This is a genomic window from Pseudomonas sp. Kh14, assembly GCF_900291005.1.
Taxonomy (GTDB): Bacteria; Pseudomonadota; Gammaproteobacteria; order Pseudomonadales; family Pseudomonadaceae; genus Aquipseudomonas; species Aquipseudomonas alloputida.
In genome coordinates this window covers 32,499-57,527 of sequence record NZ_OLKJ01000009.1, presented here as the reverse complement: position 1 = coordinate 57,527, position 25,029 = coordinate 32,499, and the positions used below count along the sequence as shown (strand labels likewise).

Sequence of the window (25,029 nt, the reverse complement as noted above, 5' to 3'; positions counted from 1 at the left end):
AAGGAACTCGGCAGACCCGAAGGTCTCCCACGCACAGCCGCCATTACACGAAACTGCGGACGCAAAAAAAGCGCCTGCAATCGTGGTCGGGGGCGCCGATGCGCCTTTTCGTTCGGGTCGCCAAACCCGGTCGCGGAGTTGGCCGCGACTGGAGCACGGTAGCGTCGTGGGGGCTGCAATGCAAGGTTTGGGGGGATGTGAATGGACGCTGGGAGTTGTAGGAAAAGTCGGCTAAAGCTGAATGGTATCAAGACCAACTTAAAGGTTGGATGCGGCGTAAATAGAGTGCGGAGACAGGAATCGTATCAAGACAAAAGACATTGAATATTATTCTTAAAAGAATGATCTTCATCTCTAAAATTGTTCTCAGCCTTTCTTCAGCCGCCAGAGGGCTCTGCCCTATACACTTCAAAGTCAAGTTCAGCTGCTTCTCGTGGGGGCAGCTACCGGCGAACGGCAGCCCTTAGCTTTCAACAACTGGCAGCGTATCTCGTGGCATACGTTGCATCTCAGCAAGCCCCAACTAATCAACTTTAAAAGTGGTACTTGTCGAAACGCCGCTTGAATGCCTCAGCGGAGCCCTCCATGATATTTAGCACCGCATTCGCTGTCTCAGATTGGTCGAGTCCGCCTACCGCTAGTCGCTCTCCGCGGCCCTTTCTAACATCCAATGCAAAGACCAAATCGGTGTCAGCGTTGACGGGTAGGTTCGCATTATGGGTAGCTAAAATCAGTTGCCGACGATTCTTGACCTTACGCAGCAAGGGCACTAACTCATGGTAGATAAAATTCGAGTCAAGCTCATCTTCTGGTTGGTCGATGACAATAGGGCCATCACCTTGCGCCAAGAGTAGTTTAAGAACGGCCGTATTCCTTTGCCCCTCTGACAGCGCCCGGCTTTGAATGCTCCCGACTAAGGTGCCATCTGCACGGTACAGTTCAAGGTCAACCTGATCCTCGATGCGAACCAACCGTGCAGCACGCCATTTATCCTTCTGTTCGACAAAATGCTTAAGAATATCGACGGTGAGTCCCTCCAACTGTTGAGGCACAGGGATCTTTTCCATCAAGACGGTTCTGATATGCAGCCAAGGCGAGTAAGCCGGTGGCCGATTAGCAGTCACGTAGCTGTGAAAATCCGCAAACAACACCTCGCCAATCTGTGTCCACGCCCTACCGATGCGGGCACGTCCGTCCGGTGCTAACCCCTCCCAAACACGGTCAAAATGAGCTTTATCACCCATCGGCTGCACAAGGATATTGATCGAGCGATTAGCTTTCTTGGTGATTTCCTGGGCGGTTTGGATACGAACAGACAGTTGCTCAGCCCACAATCCGTGAAGCTTTTCTAGTAGAGCGGAGAGCTTTTCTACCGAAGGCTCTAAGCCCACGATCTGCTTTCGCAACTGATCAAGGTTTTCCTGCTTAATCTGCCGCGTCTTTTCGATTTCCTGAAGCCGAGCGACGTCTTGAGGCTGCAACCCCCTTTCCTGGCAAGCTTGCATAAAGCCGTCTTTGATAGCCCTCAGCTCGGCCGATACCGCCTCCCAACCCTGCATCCTATGGTCTAGTTCAGCGGCTTCCCGACGCATGGATGATGCCAGCGCAATCAGTTTTTCCGAGTACTTCACACGCAGCGCTGATGCACCTTCGGTATAGGCATTGAACCAATCCGCCCTGGGCCAAATTTCGATTTTGCCATCGTTCAATACCCCCGGCTGGGCAAGCGTTTCGGCAAGTGCGGTAATGCCTTCAGCATCGCTTACCGACTGGGCCTTGGCTTTTTCAAAGTACTGACGCCCGGCCTCGGCTCGCTGGAACTGCAGCGCTTCTGCCTGGATCTCTTTACGAGCTTGCCACTGACGATTGAGCTCGGTCAGCTGTTGCGCCACGTCCTTCTCAGCATTACGCAATTCGGCTAATTGATCAGAAGCAGCGAAGATCTGCACGATTTCGGCTCGTAGAGTATTTTCGCGGGCTTTGAGTGCCTGCAGCTCCGCACTGCAGGCCTCATCCAGCATGCTCAGCAAGCTGCTTTCTCCACCAACATTGGTGAGGTCGCTGAGTTGCTGTTGGCTGTAGAATTGGATAGGTATCTGCTTGAGGTACGCTGCGGTATCCAGAACTTCGCCCTGCACAACTTGATGGGGCCCCTGCGGCTGTAGCGAAATGACATCCACTTGACCTGGGACCGCTTCCCAGCCGATCTGGATTTCGGCATCACCGGAAAAGGTCTGTCGAAGGCGATCAAACTTCGCCTTGATAGACGCGGAAAACTGACTGCCGGTATCCCTAGCAAACGCAAAGCGGAGTAACTCCATTAACGTCGACTTTCCAGTTCCGCGGCCGCCAATGATCGTGTTCAGGTTGGGCGAGAAATACACGTCTTGGTCAGCAAGGAACGTCAGCCCGCGGCACTTAAGAAAAACGATGCGTGGATGCGTCTGCTCATCCGAGGGGCGAGCGTCCTGAATTCTGAGCCGAGATGCACCGTCTAAGAAGGCTTGACGAAGGGCCGCAATGGAAGGTTTCGAAGCTTTCACCCAGGTCGACCGATAACCCAATGAGTTAGCCAGCGGTTGTCCGTCTTCGCCTACCTTCAACGATTTGGCATCGGACGATTGGACGTAAGCCGGCTGACGTCCGCGCCTGGACCACTCCCGATTACTTCCGTCCAAGATTGACCGAATCTTTGTCGGCATCGGGTAGGTGGCGACCTCCACCGCGAGCAACTGGGGTATCTGGTAGTCCGCGATATTGTTGGGCGACGACAACATGCCATCGGCCTGATCTGCATGGGCGGCGATCACAATTCCATCGTGATGCTGAACAACTTCAATCAGCTCTTTCAGGCTGACGGTACGCCCATAACGGCGCAGCTGCATAGGCACCCCAGCCCGAAAGCGCTCATGCTCGGCCAACCCAAGCTTGCTGAGGATCATGTTAAGGCGTTGAATGTCCCGCTGTTTCTTTGCCGGCTGGAACAGGCAAAGAACGTGATAGCCGATGTCAACTTCAAAACCTGGAAAAATAGCCAGCGGTTCGCGTTCCAAGTCCTTGGCCACCGATCTGTTTTGTTCGACGAGGTGGGTGAGGAACCAGTCCCGCGGTTCGGTTTTCTCCGAAAAGTTATGGTCGGTGATCCCGACCATCTGAAGTTCGAGCTCGTGGCAACGTCGTAGAAAGCGCTTGGCTTTCTCCTGAATGCCCAGTTCACAGGCCTTACCTTCTACTAATGGCCGTCGGTCATGTAGACGCAGATCATCGTCAGCCCAATGGCGATTATCCTCCGGGGTTTGAACCTGAAAGTCCGTTTTGAACCAACGCATACCCTGATAGTCGCCCATCGTCGCCCCAAGTCCATTTCCTTGTCAGTTGGACTAGTCAGTATGCCATCATATTGGCAGCAGGCAATTCTGTGAGGGTCTCTAGGAAACCAGAGACCATTCAGTCCGCAGCATGACCACAATGCGGTTGCTCATGGGCGGCACTACCCCTTGAACACTTCGATGCGAGCCTGGCTTTCAGCGGCTTCACCCAGGTGTTGACCAGCAGGTCCAGCACCACAGGGACAAACCCCATGATGCCAATCCAGTTGGCCTGGACCAGGAAGCCAACGAACCCCGCCCCAGCGCCGGTCCACATGCCTTTAGTGGCCAGCGATGCATCCACCGCCTCTTACGACCCTTTCTGGGCTGCTTGCCATTTTTCTGCTCCTAGCTAGGGCTTTCATGGGCGCCTCCAGGCTGGTGACAAAGAAAACCCCGCTCGGGGGCAGTGCATCGACTACACACAGGGTCGGTGCAGCTGGGCGTCGGGTTCCCGACTTTCGCAAAGTGACTACTTACAGGTAGTGGGCAAGCGCCTCTGCCAACGATTCTTCGCTTAGCGGTAGCTGAGAAGATGGAACGCTGTCAAAAATATTGAGGTATGTAGCAATGCTCCAGCTCTCAGTCTGATGCAGGGATCGGCTGATCAAGAAGCGCTTATCGTCGCCGATCAATCCAACACGGCCATCCGTACCTGAAACAAACCAATGTTTTGCAGATCCTCGCCACACGTCATCCCGCCAAGAATGCTGAGTGTTATCAGGGATCAAGGCCCCTGCGGTCTGTGGGGAATTTCCATTTCGCTGGACTAGCGGCTCTTACGACCGGGAGCAAGGGCATCTCATGATCTGGCACACTGAACACCTTTACCGGTGGGCGGTGGAGGCTGCATCGGCTGACGAGACCAGCGCCGCGAGATCCTGAGCCAAATGCAAGCAGCAATGCGATGATCGGGGCATGCCTGACTGTCAGTCAGGTGCATCCATTCCCTAGTCTGCGGCACCATCATCTACAGCGCTGTTGCTGGTGACATCGGAGTTTGTCACGCCGATTGTCACGAGGGGGGGGGCCGCAAACCCAAATGCGATGAGGGCTGCAGCAGTGCTTGAAGTGCCGTCTCTTTCCAGAGAAAGAGACGGGCGCAGGTTGGCGCAAGATTCAGCCAAGCGGATAGGGTGCTGCAGGGCAGCGAGATACGGTCTGTTTGGCGCACAAGCGCCCATGATCGTTACAAGCATGAAGCCGTCGTGGTTCAGAACTACTGCGAACAACCAGACTTAATGCCGCAACCGATCATCTAGAGGAAAATGGGATGAGGCTTTATTTGCATCCCACATCAATCTCACTGTTCCTGACTGCTTTTCCGAGCCCGTGGCGATGCCGGCCTCGACACTGCCTTCTTCGCTTTGACTGCCGCAGGGCTTTTCCCTCGTTTCGGTCCGGCCACCACGCAGGAACTGGCTAGCGGCGCGGCCACAGAGATTGGCCCACCAGTCTTCAACTGGCCGACAGTGTTGCCGACGAGCGTTGCAGTGGGCTTATCTTTGGCAGTCATCACCATCCCCATCCGCACACCAAATAGACGCAGCACGGCCTCCAAAGTGCTGAGCTTCGGATTCGACTTCCCGCTTTCCAGTTCGTACAGGCTTTTCGTGGACATCTTGCACATGGCCGCGAAGGTCTCTTGGTCAAGCCCGGTGACTTCGAGCCGCAGACGGCGGATGGACGTGCCAATTGGATCGAGCCCCGCCGCGTTGCGCTTGACGATATCCTCTACGAGCTGGGCGCGCTCTTCAGGCTGTAGTTTTTTCATCGCAGTCCCCACTCCACGAGTCGCTTGTCCAGGTTATTCACGGGTAGAGAGGCTGCATTGCGCATCGATTCGGGCGCATCGGTCAGCAGATCGGGCAACGCCCTAAACGCCTCAGCCGCATGCATCAACCGTTGCAGCAGGACATCGGGATGGGTGTAACCAACCAGCTCAGCGCAGTTATCGCGCCAATTGGAAGACCCCTTGCGCTCCGCCGCCCACTTCGTCGTCCGTGTGATACCCTCTTCATCCAGGATCATTGGCGCGAGGTCATAGATTGGCGCCAAACGAAACTTCCCACCCACACGCATGATGGAGGTGTTGCGGCCGTGGTTATCGGTGTTCCCTAGAATGCGGTTCAGCAGATCGCGCCGCACGTACTCGAACACCAGGTCGTCCACCTCATCCTGCTGGCCGTTATCGATCCATAGGCCTACCAGTCGGTGAACCACTTCGGCATGCGCCATCGGATGCGCGTAGCCGGTAATACCGCAGATCGAGTACACCGACTCCAGCGGTATCCGCTCCACCACGCCATCCACTACTCGGCGATCAAATCGTGGCATCCAGAGGCTTGGCTTCACTGCCTCTTCAAGCGCCAAACCATCAGTGGGAACCGTATCAAGGCCGAGGGCAGCAACCGCCTTGTAGTAATGAAACTCTGTTCGCAGGATGTCTTGGTCGCGCTCGCCGCCTCGATTACGCGCGAACTTGATCAGCCAGTGACGGCACGCCTGGTCATCGGGGAGCATCGCATCAGCGTAGAGAGCACCGTTGTGGGCTTCGGTCATGACCAGCTTGGGGGCTTGCCCGTTGGCACCGGTAGCACCGCCCAACGCCGCGCCGGTTTCATAGGCGTACTCAAGAAATTCGTTCGTCCTGTCCACGACCTCAGCACGCGCGAAAGCCTCGTTCCGGTCCGGCTGAAGGCCTTCCACCGATTCCTTGATGCGCAGGTGCCCAATAGGCGCCGGCGTGAAACGTTCCAGAAGGTAAAGCCCCATTTCCACGCCTTCAGGCTTAAGACGCCCGTAGCGGGATTCAAGAGAGTCCTTGGCAGCACCAGAGGGAATGATGTCGTAGAGGAATGCTGGATACCCTTTGACGTCATGGTGGTCCCAGTTCAACGGAAGGTTAACGCTTAGGGCGAGTTCGCAACGATCTTCCATGCGATCAACGTTCGCGATGATGTAGTCGCCGTCGTAGGCGACAAGGCACCTTCCATCAGCAACACGCTCGGGGTTCTCAACCGTAAGTGTCGCTGCATCGCGCCATGCACCATCGGAGAAAGCCTGGATCGTGAGTCTGAGCGGCATCGGGACACCATTAATCAGTACTTTAATGCTGATTATCATAGTGCGCATGGCAGGAATCGGCAATATTTTGCTGATTAAAAGCTTAAGCACGGATAAAACCGGCATCACACTACCGATTATGCATTCACATCGCGCGGGAGGGGGGCTAGAGGTCGTTGCTGCGCCTGGAAGGCAGGAAGTGCATGTGATTCAACCTTTGGGTTATAGGACCATGTTTAATTGCGTTGGGTAGGTGGTGGATGGCACGGGCTTCGCCCGCGTTCGCGGGTAAACCCGCTCCTACAGGGGGGTGGAACGGCTACGCCTTGATGAATCCATAGGTCACCCACATCCAAGCGAAGCCAAAGGCCGTCAGCCACGTGGATACCTGTAGAGCCAACTTAAGTTTTGCAGGGAAGTTTTCTAGTTCTTCGATGTCCAGATGCCCTCGGCGCATATGTACGCCAGGCCAAATGAGTATTCCACAAAGAAACGTTATAAGCAGCCACCGAGCGCCAAAGCGCCGCGTGCCCAAAAACAGTTTCATTTGCTCCAGGCCGGGATGACTTTGGATAGCCGAGGTTGCAACCGTGAAATTTCTTGTACCCGCGATGAATGCACTGACCGCACAACCGGCCAACGCGATCACGAACGGACACGCCAGCATTATCCACTTCAGCCACACGGGCCAACTCTCGAACTCAGTCATAATGTGATTCGTAGATCAGCTCGCCCATTTGCTCACCGCCCTCCGCACCGGCGATGCTCCCAGCAAAAGCCCCTCCCCCGACCAGCGCAATGCCACATACCGGCGCCCCGAAACCCGCGGTACCAGCAGAGAACACCCCACATACAGCGAGCGCAGTGATCCCAGCAATCTTGCCACCCACTATCCCTCCCGCCAGCCCCCCAGCGAAAGCACCTGCCTCAGACAAACGAATTTTTTTGCAGCCTTCGGTTTCCCCTGCACGGCAGGCCTCTTGGACTTTCAGATAGGAAGATGTACCACCTAAGCCAATTCCGACATGCCCACCATACCGAAGGTACTTACTAAGCTTCGCCACTTTGTCCAAGTATGTGGCGTACCCAGGAATCTGCCCTGGCCCACCGGCTTTCGACCAATGATGCACAAGGCTCTTGGTCGAGATATTCAAGCTTTTCTTCAGCCGCTCGTAGGCCCCTAGATTCAGATGTTTATTTAGAAAAGTCGCCTTCAGCTGACCATCTAGCTGTTCCAATAACAGCCGTCGTTCGGCGAAGAAGGATGGGCTATTCAGATGGCCATGGCGCAGAAATTCTTGCTGATGCAAACGCTCGATGTTGCCAAGTGTGCTGCGAAGCTGCCGGAGGCCGTGGTCCATCATGTCCTTACCCACACCCATGGAGAGACTGGCGTCACTAAGCAGTCCGGCAATTTCAGCCTGATACTCCATCATGAAATCTGACTCGGCAAAATCGAGTACAGCCAAGGAACGTCGTGCGCGCTCGGCGGCCGCCATGAGTTGGCCCTCCTCCTGGGTGCAGGCATAACCGTTATCCGGATCGCCGATGACGAAGATTTCCCCTGCCTTGAACCCCTGCTCGAAAGTCGGGTTCAGGCGTTGCAGGTACGAAATGGGCAAGGTCGAATCATGGCTAGTCAGCTCCAACAGAATCTGCGGGAACGACATGCTCCGCGGCACCACATAGAATCCCGGCTGCATCTGCCCTGGCAACCCGCCAACCATAGCGGGCGAAGCCCCTGCCAAAGCGCTAGAGCTCCCAGAGCCAGCGGGTTTGAGGCTAGTGCGTACGGCAACCGGCAGCCGCGGCGGGGGCATTTCCCCTAAAGGCGCCACCACCCGGTTGCTACCCTCTGGGCAACCGCAATCAACTAACGCGCCATCCATCGCGACTGGCTGGCCATCCGAGATGAAGTGCCACACCCCTTCGACGACCTTTCCTTCCAGCCCGCAAAGTGGACAAGGTGTGGTGGGATCCCCCATCCTCAGGACCATTCGTCCCTCGTCGAGGTAACCTTCCCCGGTGGCGATGCAAATCGCACCTGTGGTGGTTACATCACCGTCTACTGCTTGGCCAAGCCCATCCAGACTGACGCGCATTTCAGAGTCCCTTGCGAACTGTAGGAGCGAAAGAACCTAACAGCTAAGAAGGGGCAAATGAGGCCTCGAGCAGCTAACGAGACGATTCCTACGAGCAACGCGGATTTAGGACTAGGCACGACCTAGCGGTTTGGGAACTAGAGCCCTCCCCCTTTTTGTTCACTCCCGAAAATAAAAAAAGGGGGACAGACCCGAATGGCACTTACTTAACGTGCTTCGGGTGCCCATTTTTTCTGACCATCTGCCCCCCACTCACTGAAGCGAGCGATGGCACTGCTGGCCGCAGAATAGGCAGCGGTGAATGATCTAGTCCTCCAATCAAGCAATCGTGTCGGCACCCGTGTGGGTGAAAGCGCCTGCCAGAGCTCCTCAGCGGCCTGATAGAAGTGCTCAGTGAACCTATCGTGCGTTGCCATTTGAGGTATATGCTTTTAAACGAAAAAGCCCCGCATCCAATGAGGTATGCGGGGCTTTTTTGCTGTCACCCTGTTGTCACGAGCGACATACTGATCACAGGAAAAAATCTGTAACCCTTGAATTTACTGGTGCCGGAGACAGACGGACGGTTGTTGGATGGGAGGGCACGGTTTTCGCGGGACTGGAAGTTAGTGAACTTATTGAAGTACCTCATACAGTAGCTATAAACAAATCAGCTAGTTATGGCTTTCGGTGGAATCGAATCGGGAATTATTTGTGCTCCCTTGATTAACACTCTGCTAGCGGATCAATGATGCAGCCAAATATAGGCTCGATGATATTGCGCTGTCGGTACTTCGACTTATCAATCAGTCTAGGTAAACCTCGATTCGGCTTGCGCTTGATTGAGCTCAGCGGGAGGACGGGCTGCATTCGATATTGGTCGCAATAGCGCCGAAGCGTCTCGGCGTCGCAGCCCTTCTCAGCAAGCAATCATTTGCAGCGCCTTCACGGGCAGTCACGTTGGCTCAATGGAAGGCTTTACTTCGTTCTAGGATGGGCGTAGCCAATGTCACTGGCTTGACCGCCAGAGAAGAGGAAACCCAACGGCGTCTCGTTGGGGTCGCAGAACATGTGAATTTTGGTTGTAAGGCCACTGCGACTGCGGCCTAGAGCATGATAGGCAGGCTCATCAGGCCCCTTTTATTCGCACGCCGAATGAGGCTCGGGTAGCTCGGACAGCGCCCGAGCAGAACGCACAGATCACGCCATCGAGCATCAGACGGTCGCACAGGCGGGACCGCCCCCGGCCATGGGGTTCAGTGAAAAGATCGGCGACCACAGTCTAGGCCTCATGCGAGAGTTCGTACCGCTTTGCCATCACTGAATTCCTTTCCGTAGATGGACGGGAACGCTACAGAATTTCAGCTCTCGTAGGACATCGATTGGGTTTGTCGGGATTTCGTAGAGATGAGCTCAGCAGTTGATGATCACGGATGATTGAGTAATGATGGCCAAACGAAATCATCACCAATCGTTCACGAACGACGACCGCGATGTCTGCTGATACACGCTCGCAAGCGTTGACCACCCACATCAAACTTCACCAGAGGGAAGTACGTGACTAGCCTGAGCATGCCAGAACAGGATAACATTCGGATGTTGTTACGCCCGGAGAACGCGAACAAGCAGTACGAAACGCTGTTCCTCGAAATCGACTCCGGCCAGATCAAGCTCCCTATGTTTCAACGAGAATTTGTCTGGGACAAGGAGCAAAGCGCAAAGCTGATCGACAGCATCCTGAAGGGCTACCCCATCGGTACTTTCATCCTCTGGAAAACCAAGGATGCCCTGCGTTCTGTCAAAAATATTGGCAATCACAAGTTACCCGACATACCGAAAGGTGATTACGCACAATATATCCTCGATGGACAGCAACGCATTACCTCTCTCTATGCCATTCGTAAGGGAATTCGCATCACCAAGGACAATGTCGAAATCGATTATCGAGATATATTTATAAACCTTGACTACGATCCTTCGCATGACGATCAGATCGTTACTAGTCAGCAAGAACAGGGACGTTCCTACATCCCGGTGCATGATTTGCTTACCCGTAGGCTGGGCGAACTGTTCAGAGAGATCGGCCCCGCCAAGTCGGATTTGATTGAGGAATACAAGGCCCGACTCACGACGTACGATTTCGCCACAATCACGATCAAGGATTATCCGATCGACATCGCCTGTGACGTCTTCTCCCGCATCAATACTGGCGGGAGATCGTTGACGCTCTTTGAAATCATGGTCGCGATGACCTACGACGAAACCAAGAGTTTCGACCTTGCTCTGAAATATGAAGAGCTACTTTACGGTCGCGATGAAGACGACAAGAGCCTCGCCAAGGCGAATTTCGAAACGATTCCGGCAGCAACTGTGCTACAGGCCGTGGCGGCAATCACCAAAGGCAGCATCCGAGCCAAGGACATTCTGAAGATCCGCCGGGAAACCTTCATAGCCCATTGGGGCCCGATGGTTTCATCAATGTTTACAGCCGTAGACTTTATCAGGAGCAAGCTGCACGTTCCTGTCTCACAGTTACTTCCGTATGCATCGTTACTGGTTCCCTTCACTTACTTTTTCTACAAAAATAGCAACAAGAAGCCAACTGAGACCCAGGCCTTGTTGTTGAAGCAATTCTTCTATTGGGTCGGATTGAACTGGCGATACAGCGGCTCTACGGAAACCAAAATTGCAGAAGACCTGAAAGCCATGGGTACGATTCTCAAGGGTCGCCAACCTAAGTATGCCCCCAGTGAACTTCGGGTGTCCGCTAGCGATATCGAGGCCACTTGGTTCTCTGCCAGCAACGCGTACGTCAAGGCCATTCTCTGCTTGCTGGCCTCGCAAAAACCGAAGAATTTTGACGATGACAGCGATGTGATACTGGACAATTCTAACCTCAAAATTTCCTCTAGCAGAAATTTTCACCACTTTTTCCCCAAGGCCTACCTACACAAACATCATGACGGTGCCGAGCCGAACTGGGTCGGTAATATCACGTTGATAGATGCTGCCTCCAACAACAAGATTCGCGCCAAAGCGCCCAGCGCCTACATCAGCGATTTCAAGCTTTCCAACTCGAAACTTACTGCCTCACTGAAGTCACACTTAATCAGTAACACCAAGACCTTCGGTATCGCGGATGACGACTATGAAAAGTTCTTGAAAAAACGCTCTGCAGCCATAGCCGACGCACTCAACTACATACTGAAACCGACTGTCTGATGACGCAGTAAGTATCGCCGCTCTAGGATTTATAAAAAATTCGCCGAGCGGCGATCAGGCAAATGAAGGAAGGAAGAAAACGAAGTCTACGGGTTGTAAATTACTATTCCAATCCTATTTTTAACACAACATGCTCTTCGCGCAGGTTTTTTTCGTACAAGGTCTAGAGCGAAATAAATGACCATTGCCATTTTTAGTGGTGCGGAGACAGACGGACGGTTGTTGGTCGTGAGGGCCCGATTTTCGTGGGGCTGGAATTTGGTGGATTTTTTGACGTACCTCAAAGGGTATCTATAACCAAATCAGCTAGTGATGGCTTTCCGTGGAATCGAATCGGAAATTTTTTGACTCTTTTGATTAATGCTATACGAAAGAATGCCCACTTCTGACGATATGATATTTTGAAGGGATTTGAGTGAAAACTATGATCACCGACTATGGCTGACGATGGATATTGGGCTGCTTAACGGCCCATAGCCGACAAGCGTGGCTCCCACAGTCTGGCGCAAGCCTGGAAGTTGTGATGTTCCTGCGGTAGGCACCTTGCCGGTGATGAGGCCTGCGCTGACAGCACTAAGCCCTAGAACAATTTCTGCCATAGGTCGAAAGCAGCCGATCGGAGCGGCAGCTATCAACCCAAGCGGTCATTCATACAGGTCAGATAATAGCCAGCAGCGGACTTTCGGCTCCTGGCTGTATTCGGCGAAATCTTACCCCCCCTAAAATAACAAAAATATTAAAAATCAGCTCCTTAGAAGGCTCTAAACTCTCATAGAGCATTGCGTAAAAGATCGCCAAGCACAGCGTAATTAACCATTATCACAGATGCACTCAGGCTCTTTTTCATCACAGTCTTTACAAGTATTACAAGCACACTCAGCCTCTTTCTCATCACAGTGAATGCATTTGTCGCAAGCACAGTTATCTACGATTCTTCCACAGTCGCTGCAAAAATCACAGATGCAATCTGCTTCTTTTTGATCACACTCCTCGCAATAACCGCAAGTACATGCACTTCCTGGCAACGCACAATTATCACAAATTTTATCGTCAGCATCCATGGCTATATCACCTTGAAATTAGCTTTATATTTGGCTGGCATATTAGGCAAACGTACTGTGCACGACATTTCCTTTAAGCAAGCCGTACTCAACTGCCCGCGCGACTGCCCGAACAATTTCCAGATGTATCATAAGCATTCTAACGTGTTTGTACAGCTAGAGATGCTGACCAGGGTCGTGCTCTGCCGTGATTGTCCGTCACGATGACCGTTCGACAGGCCAAACCCATGCTGTTTACCAAGGGTAAACAGCGAAATCAGAAATGCCTGGAATCGTTTGAGGCGCCGCCGTGCCGAGCGTATCCAGATTGCCAAGACCAGATAGCAAAATTTAGCGCGGCCAGGGAAACCTGCACAGTGGGATAGGCGCGCACGTCTCTGGGTTGGGGAATGACGTAACCTGCTGAGGAGGCACCTAACGAAGGTGACAATAAACGAGACGGGCTCGCCGTACGCAACGCCTCAAGAATGCTGATGTTGATGGCGGCGAGGCAAGCTAGTGAGTACAGCCAAATGCTACCGCATGATTGCGTGCTAACCTGGCTTACGCAAGGTGAAACAACGAATGCTCAGGTAGCAATTTCGAGCGAACCTCAGAAGACTACATTAAGAGCCCTAAACTCGCCCTTAGATTGATTCAAGCACCTTAATGATGCCATAATGGCATCATCCAAAACAACATGGACTCGTTATGAAAATCGGAACATTTACAGCAACAAACTACAAAGCCTTTGAAAGTTTTTCGCTAAAATTCAAACCACTAACTATCTTGCTAGGCTCCAACAGTAGCGGAAAAAGCGCGATACTCAACTCACTGCTAATGCTTTCTCAGTCCGCAGACAGCAACTCCAACCAGCAGTCAGACACCATTTTTGATGGCGCCTTAAGGCTTAATGGCAATAAAGTCGGCTTAGGCGAAACCCTCAATGTTTTCCCTTCTCGCAACCCATCCAAAGAAATTAATTTCTCATTTTCATTCACTTATCGAACAAAACTTATTGAGGCAATCAGAAGAGCGAGAGAGTCTAGCCTGGATGTACTTTTTTACGTCCATCAGCACTGCCTTCAAAAACTGAAAGAGCACGCAGAACCATCAAAAAAACTTAACAAACTAATCACAACCTCTGCCAGTTTCAAGCCTGCCCGAGGCCGAAAAAAAGAACGGGAATATATTGAAAAATTCACCAGCACGCTATGTGAAACAATTTCGCTATACAGAAAACTCCCTACAGATGTCCACGAAGCTTTTTTCGAAGACAGCATAAAGCGCTTCATCCATGATGCATCCCTAGCAAGGATAAAGTCTTGCATTGAGGTTCTTGCGAGTGAAGAACTGGGGCAATCAATCCCAAGGCATTGCAGTTACTCTTTTAGATACGACACAAAGTCCGACAACCTTGTAATATCTGAGTTTCACTTAATTGGTCGCTACAACCGCACCATTCTTAAGATTGAAAATCGCCAGGACAAACGGAAAATCAGCTCCGAGATCTTTGAGCAAGACTGCCTAAACAGGTCCAGACCCGAAATATTTAAACTATTAAGATTTGACAACCTGAAAGTTGCACCAAACATGAAGTCCACTGCGGATTATTTAGGACTCATGTTTTCTCAAGGTAGCGCTGACCCATTCGCGAATATAATCGCGCATCACATAGGTTATGTAGCACAGCATCTTTTAGATAACATATCGAATCTACAAATAAATCACGTAAGTCCATTGCGCGCTTTCCCACAACGTTACTATTTGCTTGACAAGTCAGTGCATCACCAGCAACTCAATTCATCAGACGGCACCGAGCTTGCCGAAGTATTAAAGAACCGGCCAGACATCCTTACAGACATCAACATACTTTTTGCCCCATTCAATATTGGGATAGATGTAGACAAAGTCAACAACATCATTCACAAAATTGTTATCACACAGAATAAAGTAAAACTGGAGCTGACCGATGTTGGGTTTGGGATATCACAAGTCCTGCCAATCCTTGTCCAAGCTTACTTATCACCCAAAGATTCCCTGACAATAATAGAACAACCGGAGATCCATCTTCACCCAAATATGCAAGCCTGGCTAGCAGATGCTCTTATTCAAATCGCGCTTGAGAAAAATAAAAAGTTCTTAATTGAAACCCATAGCGATGCATTAATTAGACGACTGCGACTACGAATAGTCGACGATTCTTCAAAGCTAGCTCAAAAAGACGTTAACATATATTATCTTCATCGCGAGGGAGATAATACACATAGCAAGCTTGAGGAAGTAGAAATTAGCCCCAATGGCGACCTCAACTGGCCGAAAGGATTTATGGATGTCGAAATAAAAGACACCATTCAAATCCAACTAATGAAAAGCTCGAAATTATCATCAAGTGACGTAGAGGTGAATCATGGCTAATGCCCATGTGATTTGCCCGGCTTTTTTTGAAGAAAACATAAAAAACCCTCACACCAGCCACGTCCTGCTTGGAAAATTACTAAACTCAGAGGATCAAATCGTTATTGATCGCGAAGAGCGTCTGATTTATAAGTATCTAGATTCTGTCAAGGATGACATGGCGGCTTTTGAAAAATATAAGGCATGGATGGCTTTACTCAACTGTTCACCACAGGGGAAAAAACTTATTTCCTCATCCCTTAATGCCACTCAGAGGCAGGAGATAGTCGTCAACACAATACTTCAAGCCGTGACAACGCACGATAAGTCAATCGTCGTACACGACACAAATTGCTATAGAGACTTTATTCAGGAGATCAATCGACAGCGTGTGAACATGTTCCAACTTCACGACCTCGGGCGCGAAAGAATCAAAAAGAAATTCTCTAGAATACAAGGCTTTTCAGACTTTGAAGATGATTTACTTTGGGCTCTACATCGAACTGCCCGAATGAGTAAAAAATCATGGACTGAGGACGAAGTAAATGATCTTCTCAGAGAAATGATAGCAAGTATGGGTCGCACTAATGGCTATGATGTCCGCGACCAAGCCAGGGAAGGGATATCTCAGAGCGGGAAAAGCGCAGGCGAACTCGACTTATTAATCGAAAACGAAGGCTTGCTGTATACAATAATCGAGTCAATGAGACTAAATAGCCTCGATAAAGAATATATAAAGACACATTATTCCAAGCTAGTCACCAACTACAACCCACTTGGGGTTCATCGTACATACTTGGTGACATACTATAACGGCTCGAACTTTAGCACCTGGTGGGATAAATATTATAATCTTGTGTCAGAAACTAACGCCGACGAGCTTACCGGAATAGCTTCCAGCTTCAGTGAAGACCTCATTTCGTTACCTCCAAAATATGGAAACCTAAAATACTTTCAGCACCTTTTCCGCCATGATGGACAAATATTTATTTGCACTCACTTTGCCATCAACATAGGTGACAAATCCGAATAATCACCCATCATGCTGTTGCCGTATCCAAAGTAGCTCTGCCACTGCTTGAGCTACTTTTCATTCCAGCGACAGTCAGTTTAATTGGCAAGCGCCAATTATAAATCTACGCATTCATCGCTTTCAAATATCGCAACTTCAGCATTGAGCCAATGAGTTCCTCCCAAGATCTAGTCCTAGCACAGACCTTATTTAGGGATCAAGGCACCTGCGACATGTGGGAAATGTCCTCTACGCTGGACTGGCGGCTCCTTAAGACCGGGAGCAAGGGCATCTCATGATCTGGCTCCCTGAGCACCGTTACCGGTGGGCGGGTGGAGGCTGCATTGGCTGACGAGACCAGTGCCGCGAGATCCTGAGCCGGGTGCATGCAGCACTGCGATGACAGGGGCATGCCTGACTGTCAGTCAGGTGCAGTCCATTCCTTGGTCTGCGGCACCATCATCTACAACGCTGTTGCTGGTGACATCGGCGTTTGTCACGCCGATTGTCACGAGTGGAGTAGCCGCAAAGCCATGTGCGATCAGGGCTGCAGCAGTGCTAGAAGCGCCCGTCTCTTTCCAGGAGAAAGAGACGGGCACAGGTTGGCGCAATATTCGCCCAAGCGGATAGGTTGCTGCAGGACCGCGAAGTAAAGAGAGAACGTCTGGCGCACGAAAGCGGTGTACTGGAATAGGCGTCCATCACATGGGTAGTGAACGTGCGAGCTACCGGCTTGGGGAGTACACCAAAAATCATTGCCGGGGGCTTTCAGGGCTCGTACCACAGGTCGCTGACGAAAATTGCATTGGCACTGTTTTTTATACGTGCGTATGGCGGGTCAGTATCTCGGTGCATGGCACGGGCTTCACCCGTGTTCGCGGGCAAGCCCTAATGCCAGTCAGTTAACGTTTTCCGGCTTGATTGGGGCTGCTTTGCAGCCCTTCGCGGGCTTGCCCGCTCCCACAGGGATCGCGCTAGCTTTTAGAAATTGAGCAGGACAGTTGGCTCACACAGGTACGGGGTAATGTTTCGGGTAGCGATACCTGTTCGACTGCCCGGCTGCGCATGCTTTGAAAAGCTGCTCCGAAGTAGCTTGAAAGGGTTTTGTGGGGAGAGGGAACTGTGTTGCAGGGCACAGTTCAGCGGTGGCGCAAGAATTGCCGGGGCCGCCTTGCGGCCCTTTCGCGACACAAGGCCGCTCCCACACAGGGCGTGGAATATTCGAGCATCGTGCTTACATTCGCGCTTTAATGTTCACGAAAGGAGACGAATTCAAGCTGAATTAGTGCCGATCTTGCAATTATTCAAGGCCTGTCGAGTGGCTCTGGAATGAACCCCTGCTCCCTCAGTGCCTTGATGACCCCACGCACCAGGTAATTGTTGGAGAAGCCAATGGTGTACTGCCTCGAACCTGGGTTGATTGGCAGAAGCATGCCTTGCTCTACCAGGTTCTTGATCTGATAAGTCCGTTGGTTAGCCGTGAGCGCGGGGAGTGCCTGAGCAATGTCACTCGACTTCACAACCTTCATCTTTATGACGCTGACCAGAATCTGTTCCTCGGTCTCGGTAATCCACTCCCGACTGCGTGCAAAACTCACCGCCGGCAACAGAATGCACTTCGTGAGATAGCCATAGTCGGTGAGCTTGTCCACCTTCTCCAATTCGTCGCGGATGCCCTGCAGCACATAGGTACACCATGCCTCCAGCCCTGCTGTGGTGCCAGTATCGGCAAGCCCGAGCATGGTGTAGTACTTGTCCCGGTCATTGCAGAACACCGCAGTAGGGTTGAGCACCCGACCACCCGTGTTCACGTTGAAACCGTACTTCATCAACAGCGCATAGGTCAGCAGTCTTACCACCCGCCCATTTCCATTGCCGAATGGGTGAATCCAACCGAAACGGTGGTGCGCCAGGGCGACCTTCATCAGCGCGTATTTAGGGGAATCGTCGCGATTGATGAAGCTGACCAACTCCTGCATGTACTGCGGCACCAGCACACCTTCTGGAGGCAGATGCTCCGCCTGTGCGATCCTGACCGCCCCTTCCCGGTAGGCGCCTGGCGTTTTATCGCCTTCACGCCGTAACCCCATTACGGTCATGGCGTGCAATTCTCGGATCGTATGCTCTGTCAGGTCTGCACCAGGCTTGATCACCTCTTCGATGTAATCCATCGCCTTCTCGATGTTGGCAATTTCCAGTAACTGATCGGTGCTCTCGGCCTTCCCTTCGACCTTGCTGTCGATGTAGTCGGCCAGTGTGGTGTGGTTGCCCTCGATTCGAGCAGACCCCAAGCTCTCCAGCGTGTGGAACAGCGCCTTCAACTGAAAGAACACCTGAGGTGGAGTGTCCCCTTCCAGCCTCAGCCTGCGCAGAAACTCGAGCTCGGCCAGAACGTCAACCAGCGGCGAGTCGAAGGACGGGTTCAGTAGCTTGCAGGTCGTGGTGCGAAAACTGGGGCATCTCAAAATTATCTCTAAACGGAAAAATCATTATCTAGAAAAATTTCGGTTCTCACCCCGTAAACACTGGCCAAAACCTGATCGACAGCTAACCATTATCTAAAAATACGTCCAACCCTAAGTGGAAAACTGCGAACCGTTAAGTCAAAAACACGCAGATCCGTGGGGAAAAAAGCGGGAACAAAAAAGCCCGCACAAGGCGGGCTTCTATTGGTGCCAGTAGCGAGAAATCGCCATAGGCCAACTGATTCTGGTGCCGGAGACAGGAATCGAACCTGCGACCTTCGCGTTACGAGTGCGCTGCTCTACCGACTGAGCTACACCGGCGTGTAGCGCAACGTACCACTGCTCACACCCGTAACGCAAACCCCTGTTTCCGCTGGTTTATTGCCCTGCCCTCAAGCCCCCTTGCACCCTTTGGGCGCCAGGTCTTCCTCGATGTCGGTCGTACACGCCCAGCCGCTGGCCGAACGCGTCAGGGTCAGGGCCTTGCCCAGCGCGTTGGCCGGCGCATCCACCAGGGTGCAGACAATGCTGCCGCTGCCATCTGCAGCCTTGCCGCTCGCCGTGATCGCACAATGTGCCGTCGCCGGCTGGCCACCCAGGGCGGCTACATCCGCTACATCCTTTCCATCATTCAGCCGCAGATCCATCGCCGTCTTCAGCGCGCTGATCTCCAGCAACCCGGCCGCGGCCTTGGAGCGTGCCTGGTGGTTGGTGTACATCGGTAAGGCGATGGTCGCCAGAATGCCGATGATCGCGACGACGATCATCAGTTCGATCAGGGTGATACCGCGTTGCCCTTTCATGAACGTAGTTCCTTTTTGATTCGCTTACACATTGAGGTCAGTTGCGCCCCAACCGGCAGCGGCGCAGTAGGCCTGAACAGACACCTTTTGTCACCCCTGCCCGCACGGGCGTCATCTTCGCTGAACTACTCTAGTGAGCATCACGGACGCGTGCCCTTGCATGGACGCGGCAAGCTGTTTCCAGGCTTGTCGCCGGGGCTGAACAAGGACCTTTGCATGACTTCATCTTCACTTCTCTACCGCTGGCACGGCACCGACGCCAATGGCGCGCCGGTCAGCGGCCAAACACCCGGGCGCAGCCCGGCTTATGTGCGCGCCGGGCTGATTCGCCAGGGCATCACGGTGGCGAGTTTGCGGCCGGCCAGCGGGCTGGCGTTCAGCTTGCCAAAGCGGCGCGAAAAGGCAGACCCGGCGGGGTTCAGCCGGCAGTTGGCGACGTTGCTCAAGGCCGGCGTGCCGCTGCTGCAAGCGTTCGAGGTGATGGGCCGCAGTGGTTGCGATGCGGCGCAGGCGGCGTTGCTGGAAAGATTGAAACAGGATGTGGCCTCGGGCCTGGGGTTGGCGGATGCGTTGCAGCGTCACCCGGCATGGTTCGATGCGCTGTATTGCAACCTGGTACGGGTGGGCGAGCAGTCCGGTACGCTCGACCGCCAGCTGGAGCAACTGGCCGGCATGCTGGAACAGCGTCGGGTGCTGCACAAGAAGGTGCGCAAGGCGATGATCTACCCGCTGCTGCTGTTGCTGACCGGGCTGGGGGTGTCGGCGATCTTGTTGCTGGAGGTGATTCCTAAATTCGAGAGCATGTTCTCGGGCATGGGCGCGGCGTTGCCGGCATTTACCCAATGGGTGATCAACTTGTCCACAGGGCTGAGCCGGTTTGCGCCGCTGCTGCTGGTGATGGGCTTGGTGCTGGGTGTTGCCGTGCGCCAGCTTTACCGGCAGCACGCGCCAGCGCGCCTGTGGATATCTTGGCGGGTGCTGGGCTTGCCCGTGTTTGGCAAGTTGCTGGGGCAGGCCGCGCTGGCGCGGTTTGCGCGCAGCCTGGCAACGTCCTACGGCGCCGGGGTGCCGTTGCTGGATGCGCTGGGGACGGTGGCGCGGGTAACGGGTGGCGACCTGCACGAGCAGGCGGTGTTGCGGCTGCGCCAAGGCATGGCCAATGGGCAAGGGCTGAACCAGGCGATGGCCGGTGAACCGCTGTTTCCCCCCTTGCTGGTGCAGTTGACGGCCATCGGTGAATCCAGCGGCACGCTGGACCAGATGCTGGAAAAAGCCGCCAGCCATTACGAGGAACAGGTCAGCCAGGCGCTGGACCAGTTGACCAGCCTGCTGGAGCCGGCCATCGTGCTGATCCTGGGCTTGCTGGTGGGTGGCCTGGTGGTGGCGATGTACCTGCCGATCTTCCAGTTGGGTAGTTTGATCTGAACATGACTTTATGGGCTTTGCTGGTTGAACAGCCAGCGTATTTCCTAACCCTTGCCACGGTGCTCGGCCTGCTGGTGGGCAGCTTTATCAACGTGCTGGTGTACCGCCTGCCGATCATGCTGGAGCGGCAATGGCAGCGTGAGGCGCAAGAGGTATTGGGGCTGCCGACCACGCAGCACGCGCGTTTCGACCTGTGCCTACCGGCCTCCCGGTGTCCACACTGCGCGCACCGGATTCGTGCGTGGGAGAACATTCCGGTCATCAGCTACCTGGCCTTGGGCGGGCGCTGTTCGTCCTGCAAAAACCGCATCAGCCTGCGTTACCCGGTAGTGGAAGTGGCCAGCGCGCTGCTGTCGCTGGTAGTGGCCTGGCGCTTCGGCGCTTCGGTAGAGGCGTTGCTGGCTCTGCCGCTGACCTGGTGCCTGCTGGCGCTGAGCCTGATCGATGCGGACCACCAGCTGCTGCCGGATGTGCTGGTGCTGCCGACCATGTGGCTAGGGCTGATCGTCAATGCCTTTGGCATCCATGTGCCCCTAGCCGACGCACTGTGGGGCGCAGTGGCCGGGTACCTCAGCCTGTGGACGGTGTACTGGGTGTTCAGGCTGGTCACCGGCAAGGAAGGCATGGGCTATGGCGATTTCAAGCTGATGGCGCTGATCGGGGCGTGGGGGGGTTGGCAGGTGCTGCCTTTGACGCTGCTGTTGTCGTCGGTGGTCGGGGCGCTTGTTGGCCTGTGCCTGCTGCGTTTTCGCCGGCATGCCTTGGGCACGGCTATCCCGTTTGGCCCTTATCTGGCAATTGCGGGGTGGATTGCCGTGCTCTGGGGTGATGAAATATACGCCTCATACATACAACTGCTTGGATACTGATGACCACTGCGGCCTTTACCCCCTGGATTCTCGGCCTGACCGGCGGCATTGGTAGCGGCAAAAGTGCCGCTGCCGAGCGCTTTGTCGAGCTTGGCGTGCACCTGGTCGATGCGGACCAGGCGGCGCGCTGGGTTGTCGAACCTGGCCGCCCCGCCCTGGCCAGCATCGTCGAGCGCTTCGGCCCGGACGTGCTGCAGGGCGACGGCCAGCTCGATCGCGCCGCCCTGCGCCAGCTGATATTCGCCGACCCGGCGCAACGCAAATGGCTGGAGCAACTGCTGCACCCGCTGATCGGTCAGGAGATTTTCAGCTATCTGGCCAAGGCGCAGTCGCCATATGCGGTGTATGTGTCACCGCTGCTGATCGAATCGGGGCAGTACCACAAGACCCAGCGCGTGCTGGTGATCGATGCGCCGCAGGACCTGCAAATAGCGCGTACCCTGGCGCGGGACAACACCAGCGCCGAGCAGGTGCAGGCGATTCTTCAGGCCCAACTGGCCCGTGAGGATCGCCTGCGCCATGCCGATGATGTGGTGGTCAACGACGGCGGCCTGGCCGCACTGCATGAGCAGATTGACCGCCTGCACCACTTTTACCTGACTTTGAAAGGAGGCCAGCCATGAGCCAGCCATTGACCGTCGATTGCCCGACTTGCGGCGCGCCTGTGGAATGGAGCGAAAAAAACGCGTTCCGACCGTTTTGTTCGGACCGTTGCAAGCTGATCGACCTGGGCGCCTGGGCGGCTGAGGAACACAAGATTCCGGGGTCGGAAGAGTCCGAAGATGAGCTGTATTCGGGGGACCTGGAGCCGCGGCATTGAGCTGATCCACAAATACAACGCGGGCCCACAACCCGCGCGGTACCTGTGGGAGCGGGCAAGCCCGCGAAGCAGGCGCCGCAGTGGATGGCACGGGCTTCGCCCGTGTTCGCGGGCATGCCCGCTCCCACAGTGAGAGTGCAACCTCTGAGTGCTGTGCATTACCCCCGAAGAGGCCGGCACAGCCACCACACATTCACCGCTCATCTTCCTTCCAGGGCGCCTGCAGGTACCGTGTGCGGTTGAAGGTTTCCAGCCACTCGGGGCAAAACACCACCAGCGCACTGATCACCATGCCGTTGATGAACGCCTCGGGGAACATCATCAGCCACAGGTAGCCCACAAAGTCGCTGAGCCATTCCGGCAGGGCAAACCGCCCGTCGAGCCACAACAACCCTAGCGCCGCCGGTACGCAAACCAGCACGGTGAGCGCTGCCGGGAAGAACCCCGAACAGAAGATATAAACGAACAGGTTTCGCGGCTGGGCGCGCTCGACCACTATCGCGCACACCTCGGTAATCAGCACCGGCAAACCAATCAGCAACAAGCCGTTCACCCCCAACGCCGCCAGGTCTTGTCGCCCAAGCGCCAGCAAGCCAAGCTGGGCCATGAACCCACCCAGCACCGCCAGCGGCCAGTCCAGCAACAGGGTGACCGCCGTCATGCCAATAAAGTGGTACGACACTCCGGTATCAAAGTCGCGCCGCACCAGCCACAGCGCAAACAGGCAGAACACCGTGCCAAACAGCAAATGCTGGCGGCGCCGGTCGGTAAACAGTTCCACCCAGCGAACCCGGCTGACCGCCCAGATCAGCAACGGCACATAACCCAGCCAGCCAAGGGTAAGGGTGGTGCCGGATAACACCTGCGCGCTGATCACCTGAACAATACCCTTTGCGGCCATGTGGATAAAACCGAGTCTACACCCTTTCTCCCATTCCTTCGGCTGCGGTAGGCTGACGCTTCCATTCGATGCAGGAAGCATTGGTCATGCTGGAAGGAACCAACCCCGCCCTGCTACTGGCAGCGGCACTCAACGCCACCATCGGTGTAATTCACCTGGCCATCATCGCCGTGGGGCCGCGTTGGTACCGTTTGTTCGGGGCCGGTGAGCGCATGGCGGTGGCCGCCGAGAAGGGCCGCTGCTACCCGGCGCTGATCACCGCCGCCATCGCCTGCGTGTTGCTGGCCTGGTCGGCCTATGCGCTGTCGGCTGCCGGGGCGATCGGGCGGCTGCCCTTGCTGCTGCCAGTCATTTGCCTGATCACCCTGGTGTACTTGCTACGCGGCCTGCTGGGGCCAGTATTGCTGGCGGGCACCGGGCGTTCGCAGCGTTTTATCGTGGTCAGTTCGCTGATCTGCCTGGGCTTTGGCTTGGTGCATCTGGTCGGGCTGGTGCAGCAGTGGCCGGTGCTGGGCTGATTCTCACGCTTAAACAGCATCTTACCGTCATCGATTAGCGGCTAAGCTTGTCTGCATGGATGACTCAGACTACCTGCGCCTGCTTACCATCCAGGCCGAACAAGCCAATGCCTTTCTCTCCAACGCCCGTAAGTGGGAGCGGGAGCGTTGGGTGTGCCAGCGCCTGTTGCAGGGGCTGAACATTCCCTACCGCAGCGAGGACTTCACCCCGGCGGGGCAGGAGCCACCAGACGTGCTGTTCCGCGACGCCGCCTTCGAGGTGTTTTTCGTGCTCGACGAGGGCCGCCGGCTGAACGATGAATGGCGCGAGGAGCTGCAGCGGCGGCGCAGTGCGTTTTCCCTGGCGCAGCTGGTACGCCGCGAAGCACGCCCACGGCGCATCAGTGCCACCGAACTGCTGGGGCGCCTGGCGCCCACCTTGCGCAAGAAGGCGCACAATTACCGGGAACGCGGGCTGGAGCTGAACGAGCTGGACATCATCGCGTTCTCCAGCCTGAAGCGCGAAGTGCTCGACCTCAACACCCACTTCCCGCCGCCTACCGAATACCTGCGCCAAGGCTGGCGCTCGCTGTCGCTAGTCGGGCCAACCTTTGCCCGGGTACTGTTTGCCCACCCCGATGCGCCGGATTTCCTGCGCGGCAACCTGGGCCGCAGCATCGTCTTCGACGTAGGTATCAGTCTTTGATCCAGTGCAGCGACTGTTTGCGATGGCGTACACTCGGCGCCAGGGATAGAAAGCATTATCATTTGTTTCAAGCGCCTGCGCGAACGCTGTAGCGTTTGCGTAGTCACAAACGTCTACCTGACGAGGCCCACCATGACCAGCCGCCTGAACCCGGAAGATCAGCGTCGTGTCGATGAGTATCTGCGAGCCCCCCAGCACCAAGTCGAGCGCAGGCCCTTCCGGCCGTGGCTGCTCCTTGTGCTGGTGCTGGCCGTGACCATCGGGTTGGGTCTCATCAGCCGCCTGCTGAGTGGACTGGTGCTATGAGCTGCTTCGCGCTCGCCCTCCCCTCGTGCAGTTTGCGGCCGGCCCCCAGGG

19 protein-coding genes, 1 tRNA gene and 1 pseudogene are annotated in these 25,029 nt (G+C 54.7%); 10 read left to right on the top strand and 11 right to left on the bottom strand.

All coding sequences use genetic code 11. The features are described 5' to 3' along the window. Positions 1 to 533: 533 nt before the first annotated feature. The 6 genes from FQ668_RS02680 to FQ668_RS02650 all read right to left on the bottom strand — a co-directional run bounded on the left by FQ668_RS02680 (position 534) and on the right by FQ668_RS02650 (position 8,536). On the bottom strand, positions 534 to 3,347 hold the full coding sequence (locus FQ668_RS02680; RefSeq protein ID WP_019437928.1) for a TrlF family AAA-like ATPase: 2,814 nt from the start codon (positions 3,345 to 3,347) through the stop codon (positions 534 to 536). Between the two features lie 100 nt (positions 3,348 to 3,447). Then, a complete protein-coding gene (locus tag FQ668_RS02675; protein WP_033724843.1) occupies positions 3,448 to 3,672 on the bottom strand; it encodes a hypothetical protein in 225 nt (74 codons plus the stop codon). 999 nt (positions 3,673 to 4,671) lie between these two features. Then, on the bottom strand, positions 4,672 to 5,142 hold the full coding sequence (locus FQ668_RS02665; RefSeq protein ID WP_019437926.1) for a helix-turn-helix domain-containing protein: 471 nt from the start codon (positions 5,140 to 5,142) through the stop codon (positions 4,672 to 4,674). Beyond that, positions 5,139 to 6,503 (bottom strand): type II toxin-antitoxin system HipA family toxin, encoded by a 1,365-nt coding sequence (locus FQ668_RS02660; protein WP_178095659.1) that lies wholly within the window; start codon positions 6,501 to 6,503, stop codon positions 5,139 to 5,141. Before FQ668_RS02660 ends, FQ668_RS02665 begins: the two co-directional genes overlap by 4 nt. Before the next feature lie 250 nt (positions 6,504 to 6,753). After that, positions 6,754 to 7,143 (bottom strand): hypothetical protein, encoded by a 390-nt coding sequence (locus FQ668_RS02655; RefSeq protein WP_003247529.1) that lies wholly within the window; start codon positions 7,141 to 7,143, stop codon positions 6,754 to 6,756. After that, on the bottom strand, positions 7,136 to 8,536 hold the full coding sequence (locus FQ668_RS02650) for a PAAR domain-containing protein (RefSeq protein ID WP_019437924.1): 1,401 nt from the start codon (positions 8,534 to 8,536) through the stop codon (positions 7,136 to 7,138). Before FQ668_RS02650 ends, FQ668_RS02655 begins: the two co-directional genes overlap by 8 nt. A 1,536-nt stretch (positions 8,537 to 10,072) precedes the next feature. Here FQ668_RS02650 and FQ668_RS02640 point away from each other — a divergent pair. Next, positions 10,073 to 11,737: a DUF262 domain-containing protein gene (locus FQ668_RS02640; protein ID WP_202802795.1), complete on the top strand. Its 1,665-nt coding sequence runs from the start codon at positions 10,073 to 10,075 to the stop codon at positions 11,735 to 11,737. 809 nt (positions 11,738 to 12,546) lie between these two features. Here FQ668_RS02640 and FQ668_RS02635 read toward each other — a convergent pair. After that, positions 12,547 to 12,798, bottom strand: coding sequence for a hypothetical protein (locus tag FQ668_RS02635; RefSeq protein WP_144179881.1), 252 nt, complete (start codon positions 12,796 to 12,798; stop codon positions 12,547 to 12,549). A gap of 690 nt (positions 12,799 to 13,488) precedes the next feature. On the opposite strand from FQ668_RS02635, the gene FQ668_RS02630 reads away from it, so the two are divergent. Both FQ668_RS02630 and FQ668_RS02625 read left to right on the top strand, forming a co-directional pair. Then, on the top strand, positions 13,489 to 15,195 hold the full coding sequence (locus FQ668_RS02630; protein ID WP_019437922.1) for an AAA family ATPase: 1,707 nt from the start codon (positions 13,489 to 13,491) through the stop codon (positions 15,193 to 15,195). Then, a complete protein-coding gene (locus FQ668_RS02625) occupies positions 15,188 to 16,207 on the top strand; it encodes a hypothetical protein (protein ID WP_019437921.1) in 1,020 nt (339 codons plus the stop codon). Before FQ668_RS02630 ends, FQ668_RS02625 begins: the two co-directional genes overlap by 8 nt. A gap of 1,283 nt (positions 16,208 to 17,490) precedes the next feature. Here FQ668_RS02625 and FQ668_RS02615 read toward each other — a convergent pair. The 3 genes and pseudogenes from FQ668_RS02615 to FQ668_RS02605 all read right to left on the bottom strand — a co-directional run bounded on the left by FQ668_RS02615 (position 17,491) and on the right by FQ668_RS02605 (position 19,454). After that, a pseudogene (locus FQ668_RS02615) lies at positions 17,491 to 18,646 on the bottom strand (Fic family protein). Positions 18,647 to 18,896: 250 nt separating this feature from the next. After that, positions 18,897 to 18,972: transfer RNA gene (locus FQ668_RS02610), tRNA-Thr, on the bottom strand. A 71-nt stretch (positions 18,973 to 19,043) separates the two neighbouring features. After that, on the bottom strand, positions 19,044 to 19,454 hold the full coding sequence (locus FQ668_RS02605; protein WP_012051131.1) for a pilin: 411 nt from the start codon (positions 19,452 to 19,454) through the stop codon (positions 19,044 to 19,046). Positions 19,455 to 19,670: 216 nt separating this feature from the next. Here FQ668_RS02605 and FQ668_RS02600 point away from each other — a divergent pair, with 216 nt between their 5' ends. The 4 genes from FQ668_RS02600 to yacG are packed head-to-tail and all read left to right on the top strand — an operon-like array spanning position 19,671 to position 22,568. Beyond that, complete coding sequence (locus FQ668_RS02600; RefSeq protein ID WP_019437920.1) at positions 19,671 to 20,879, top strand: type II secretion system F family protein; 1,209 nt, start codon at positions 19,671 to 19,673, stop codon at positions 20,877 to 20,879. Positions 20,880 to 20,881: 2 nt separating this feature from the next. After that, positions 20,882 to 21,748, top strand: a complete 867-nt coding sequence (locus FQ668_RS02595) for an A24 family peptidase (RefSeq protein WP_019437919.1) — start codon at positions 20,882 to 20,884, stop codon at positions 21,746 to 21,748. Then, a complete protein-coding gene (coaE, locus tag FQ668_RS02590) occupies positions 21,748 to 22,371 on the top strand; it encodes a dephospho-CoA kinase (RefSeq protein ID WP_019437918.1) in 624 nt (207 codons plus the stop codon). Before FQ668_RS02595 ends, coaE begins: the two co-directional genes overlap by 1 nt. Continuing rightward, a complete protein-coding gene (gene yacG / locus FQ668_RS02585; RefSeq protein WP_014589600.1) occupies positions 22,368 to 22,568 on the top strand; it encodes a DNA gyrase inhibitor YacG in 201 nt (66 codons plus the stop codon). The genes coaE and yacG overlap by 4 nt, the downstream gene beginning before the upstream one ends. Positions 22,569 to 22,761: 193 nt before the next feature. Here yacG and FQ668_RS02580 read toward each other — a convergent pair whose 3' ends face one another. Then, positions 22,762 to 23,469 (bottom strand): energy-coupling factor ABC transporter permease, encoded by a 708-nt coding sequence (locus FQ668_RS02580; RefSeq protein ID WP_019437917.1) that lies wholly within the window; start codon positions 23,467 to 23,469, stop codon positions 22,762 to 22,764. A gap of 86 nt (positions 23,470 to 23,555) precedes the next feature. On the opposite strand from FQ668_RS02580, the gene FQ668_RS02575 reads away from it, so the two are divergent. From FQ668_RS02575 to FQ668_RS02565, 3 genes are all read left to right on the top strand, one after another. Next, the gene (locus tag FQ668_RS02575; RefSeq protein ID WP_014589598.1) at positions 23,556 to 23,987 is read left to right on the top strand and encodes a hypothetical protein; all 432 of its coding nucleotides are present in this window, start codon (positions 23,556 to 23,558) and stop codon (positions 23,985 to 23,987) included. A gap of 55 nt (positions 23,988 to 24,042) precedes the next feature. Beyond that, positions 24,043 to 24,672, top strand: coding sequence for a DUF1780 domain-containing protein (locus FQ668_RS02570; RefSeq protein ID WP_003247546.1), 630 nt, complete (start codon positions 24,043 to 24,045; stop codon positions 24,670 to 24,672). A gap of 132 nt (positions 24,673 to 24,804) precedes the next feature. Beyond that, on the top strand, positions 24,805 to 24,978 hold the full coding sequence (locus tag FQ668_RS02565; protein WP_008091951.1) for a DUF3094 domain-containing protein: 174 nt from the start codon (positions 24,805 to 24,807) through the stop codon (positions 24,976 to 24,978). Positions 24,979 to 25,029: the final 51 nt, after the last annotated feature.

Excerpts from the sequence above, each read along its gene's own strand:
- FQ668_RS02680 (WP_019437928.1), bottom strand. The coding sequence starts at position 3,347 with ATGGGCGACTATCAGGGTATGCGTTGGTTCAAAACGGACTTTCAGGTT.
- FQ668_RS02665 (WP_019437926.1), bottom strand. The coding sequence starts at position 5,142 with ATGAAAAAACTACAGCCTGAAGAGCGCGCCCAGCTCGTAGAGGATATC.
- FQ668_RS02660 (WP_178095659.1), bottom strand. The coding sequence starts at position 6,503 with ATGCGCACTATGATAATCAGCATTAAAGTACTGATTAATGGTGTCCCG.
- FQ668_RS02655 (WP_003247529.1), bottom strand. The coding sequence starts at position 7,143 with ATGACTGAGTTCGAGAGTTGGCCCGTGTGGCTGAAGTGGATAATGCTG.
- FQ668_RS02650 (WP_019437924.1), bottom strand. The coding sequence starts at position 8,536 with ATGCGCGTCAGTCTGGATGGGCTTGGCCAAGCAGTAGACGGTGATGTA.
- FQ668_RS02635 (WP_144179881.1), bottom strand. The coding sequence starts at position 12,798 with ATGGATGCTGACGATAAAATTTGTGATAATTGTGCGTTGCCAGGAAGT.
- FQ668_RS02630 (WP_019437922.1), top strand. The coding sequence starts at position 13,489 with ATGAAAATCGGAACATTTACAGCAACAAACTACAAAGCCTTTGAAAGT.
- FQ668_RS02625 (WP_019437921.1), top strand. The coding sequence starts at position 15,188 with ATGGCTAATGCCCATGTGATTTGCCCGGCTTTTTTTGAAGAAAACATA.
- FQ668_RS02605 (WP_012051131.1), bottom strand. The coding sequence starts at position 19,454 with ATGAAAGGGCAACGCGGTATCACCCTGATCGAACTGATGATCGTCGTC.
- FQ668_RS02600 (WP_019437920.1), top strand. The coding sequence starts at position 19,671 with ATGACTTCATCTTCACTTCTCTACCGCTGGCACGGCACCGACGCCAAT.
- FQ668_RS02595 (WP_019437919.1), top strand. The coding sequence starts at position 20,882 with ATGACTTTATGGGCTTTGCTGGTTGAACAGCCAGCGTATTTCCTAACC.
- coaE (WP_019437918.1), top strand. The coding sequence starts at position 21,748 with ATGACCACTGCGGCCTTTACCCCCTGGATTCTCGGCCTGACCGGCGGC.
- yacG (WP_014589600.1), top strand. The coding sequence starts at position 22,368 with ATGAGCCAGCCATTGACCGTCGATTGCCCGACTTGCGGCGCGCCTGTG.
- FQ668_RS02580 (WP_019437917.1), bottom strand. The coding sequence starts at position 23,469 with ATGGCCGCAAAGGGTATTGTTCAGGTGATCAGCGCGCAGGTGTTATCC.
- FQ668_RS02575 (WP_014589598.1), top strand. The coding sequence starts at position 23,556 with ATGCTGGAAGGAACCAACCCCGCCCTGCTACTGGCAGCGGCACTCAAC.
- FQ668_RS02570 (WP_003247546.1), top strand. The coding sequence starts at position 24,043 with ATGGATGACTCAGACTACCTGCGCCTGCTTACCATCCAGGCCGAACAA.
- FQ668_RS02565 (WP_008091951.1), top strand. The coding sequence starts at position 24,805 with ATGACCAGCCGCCTGAACCCGGAAGATCAGCGTCGTGTCGATGAGTAT.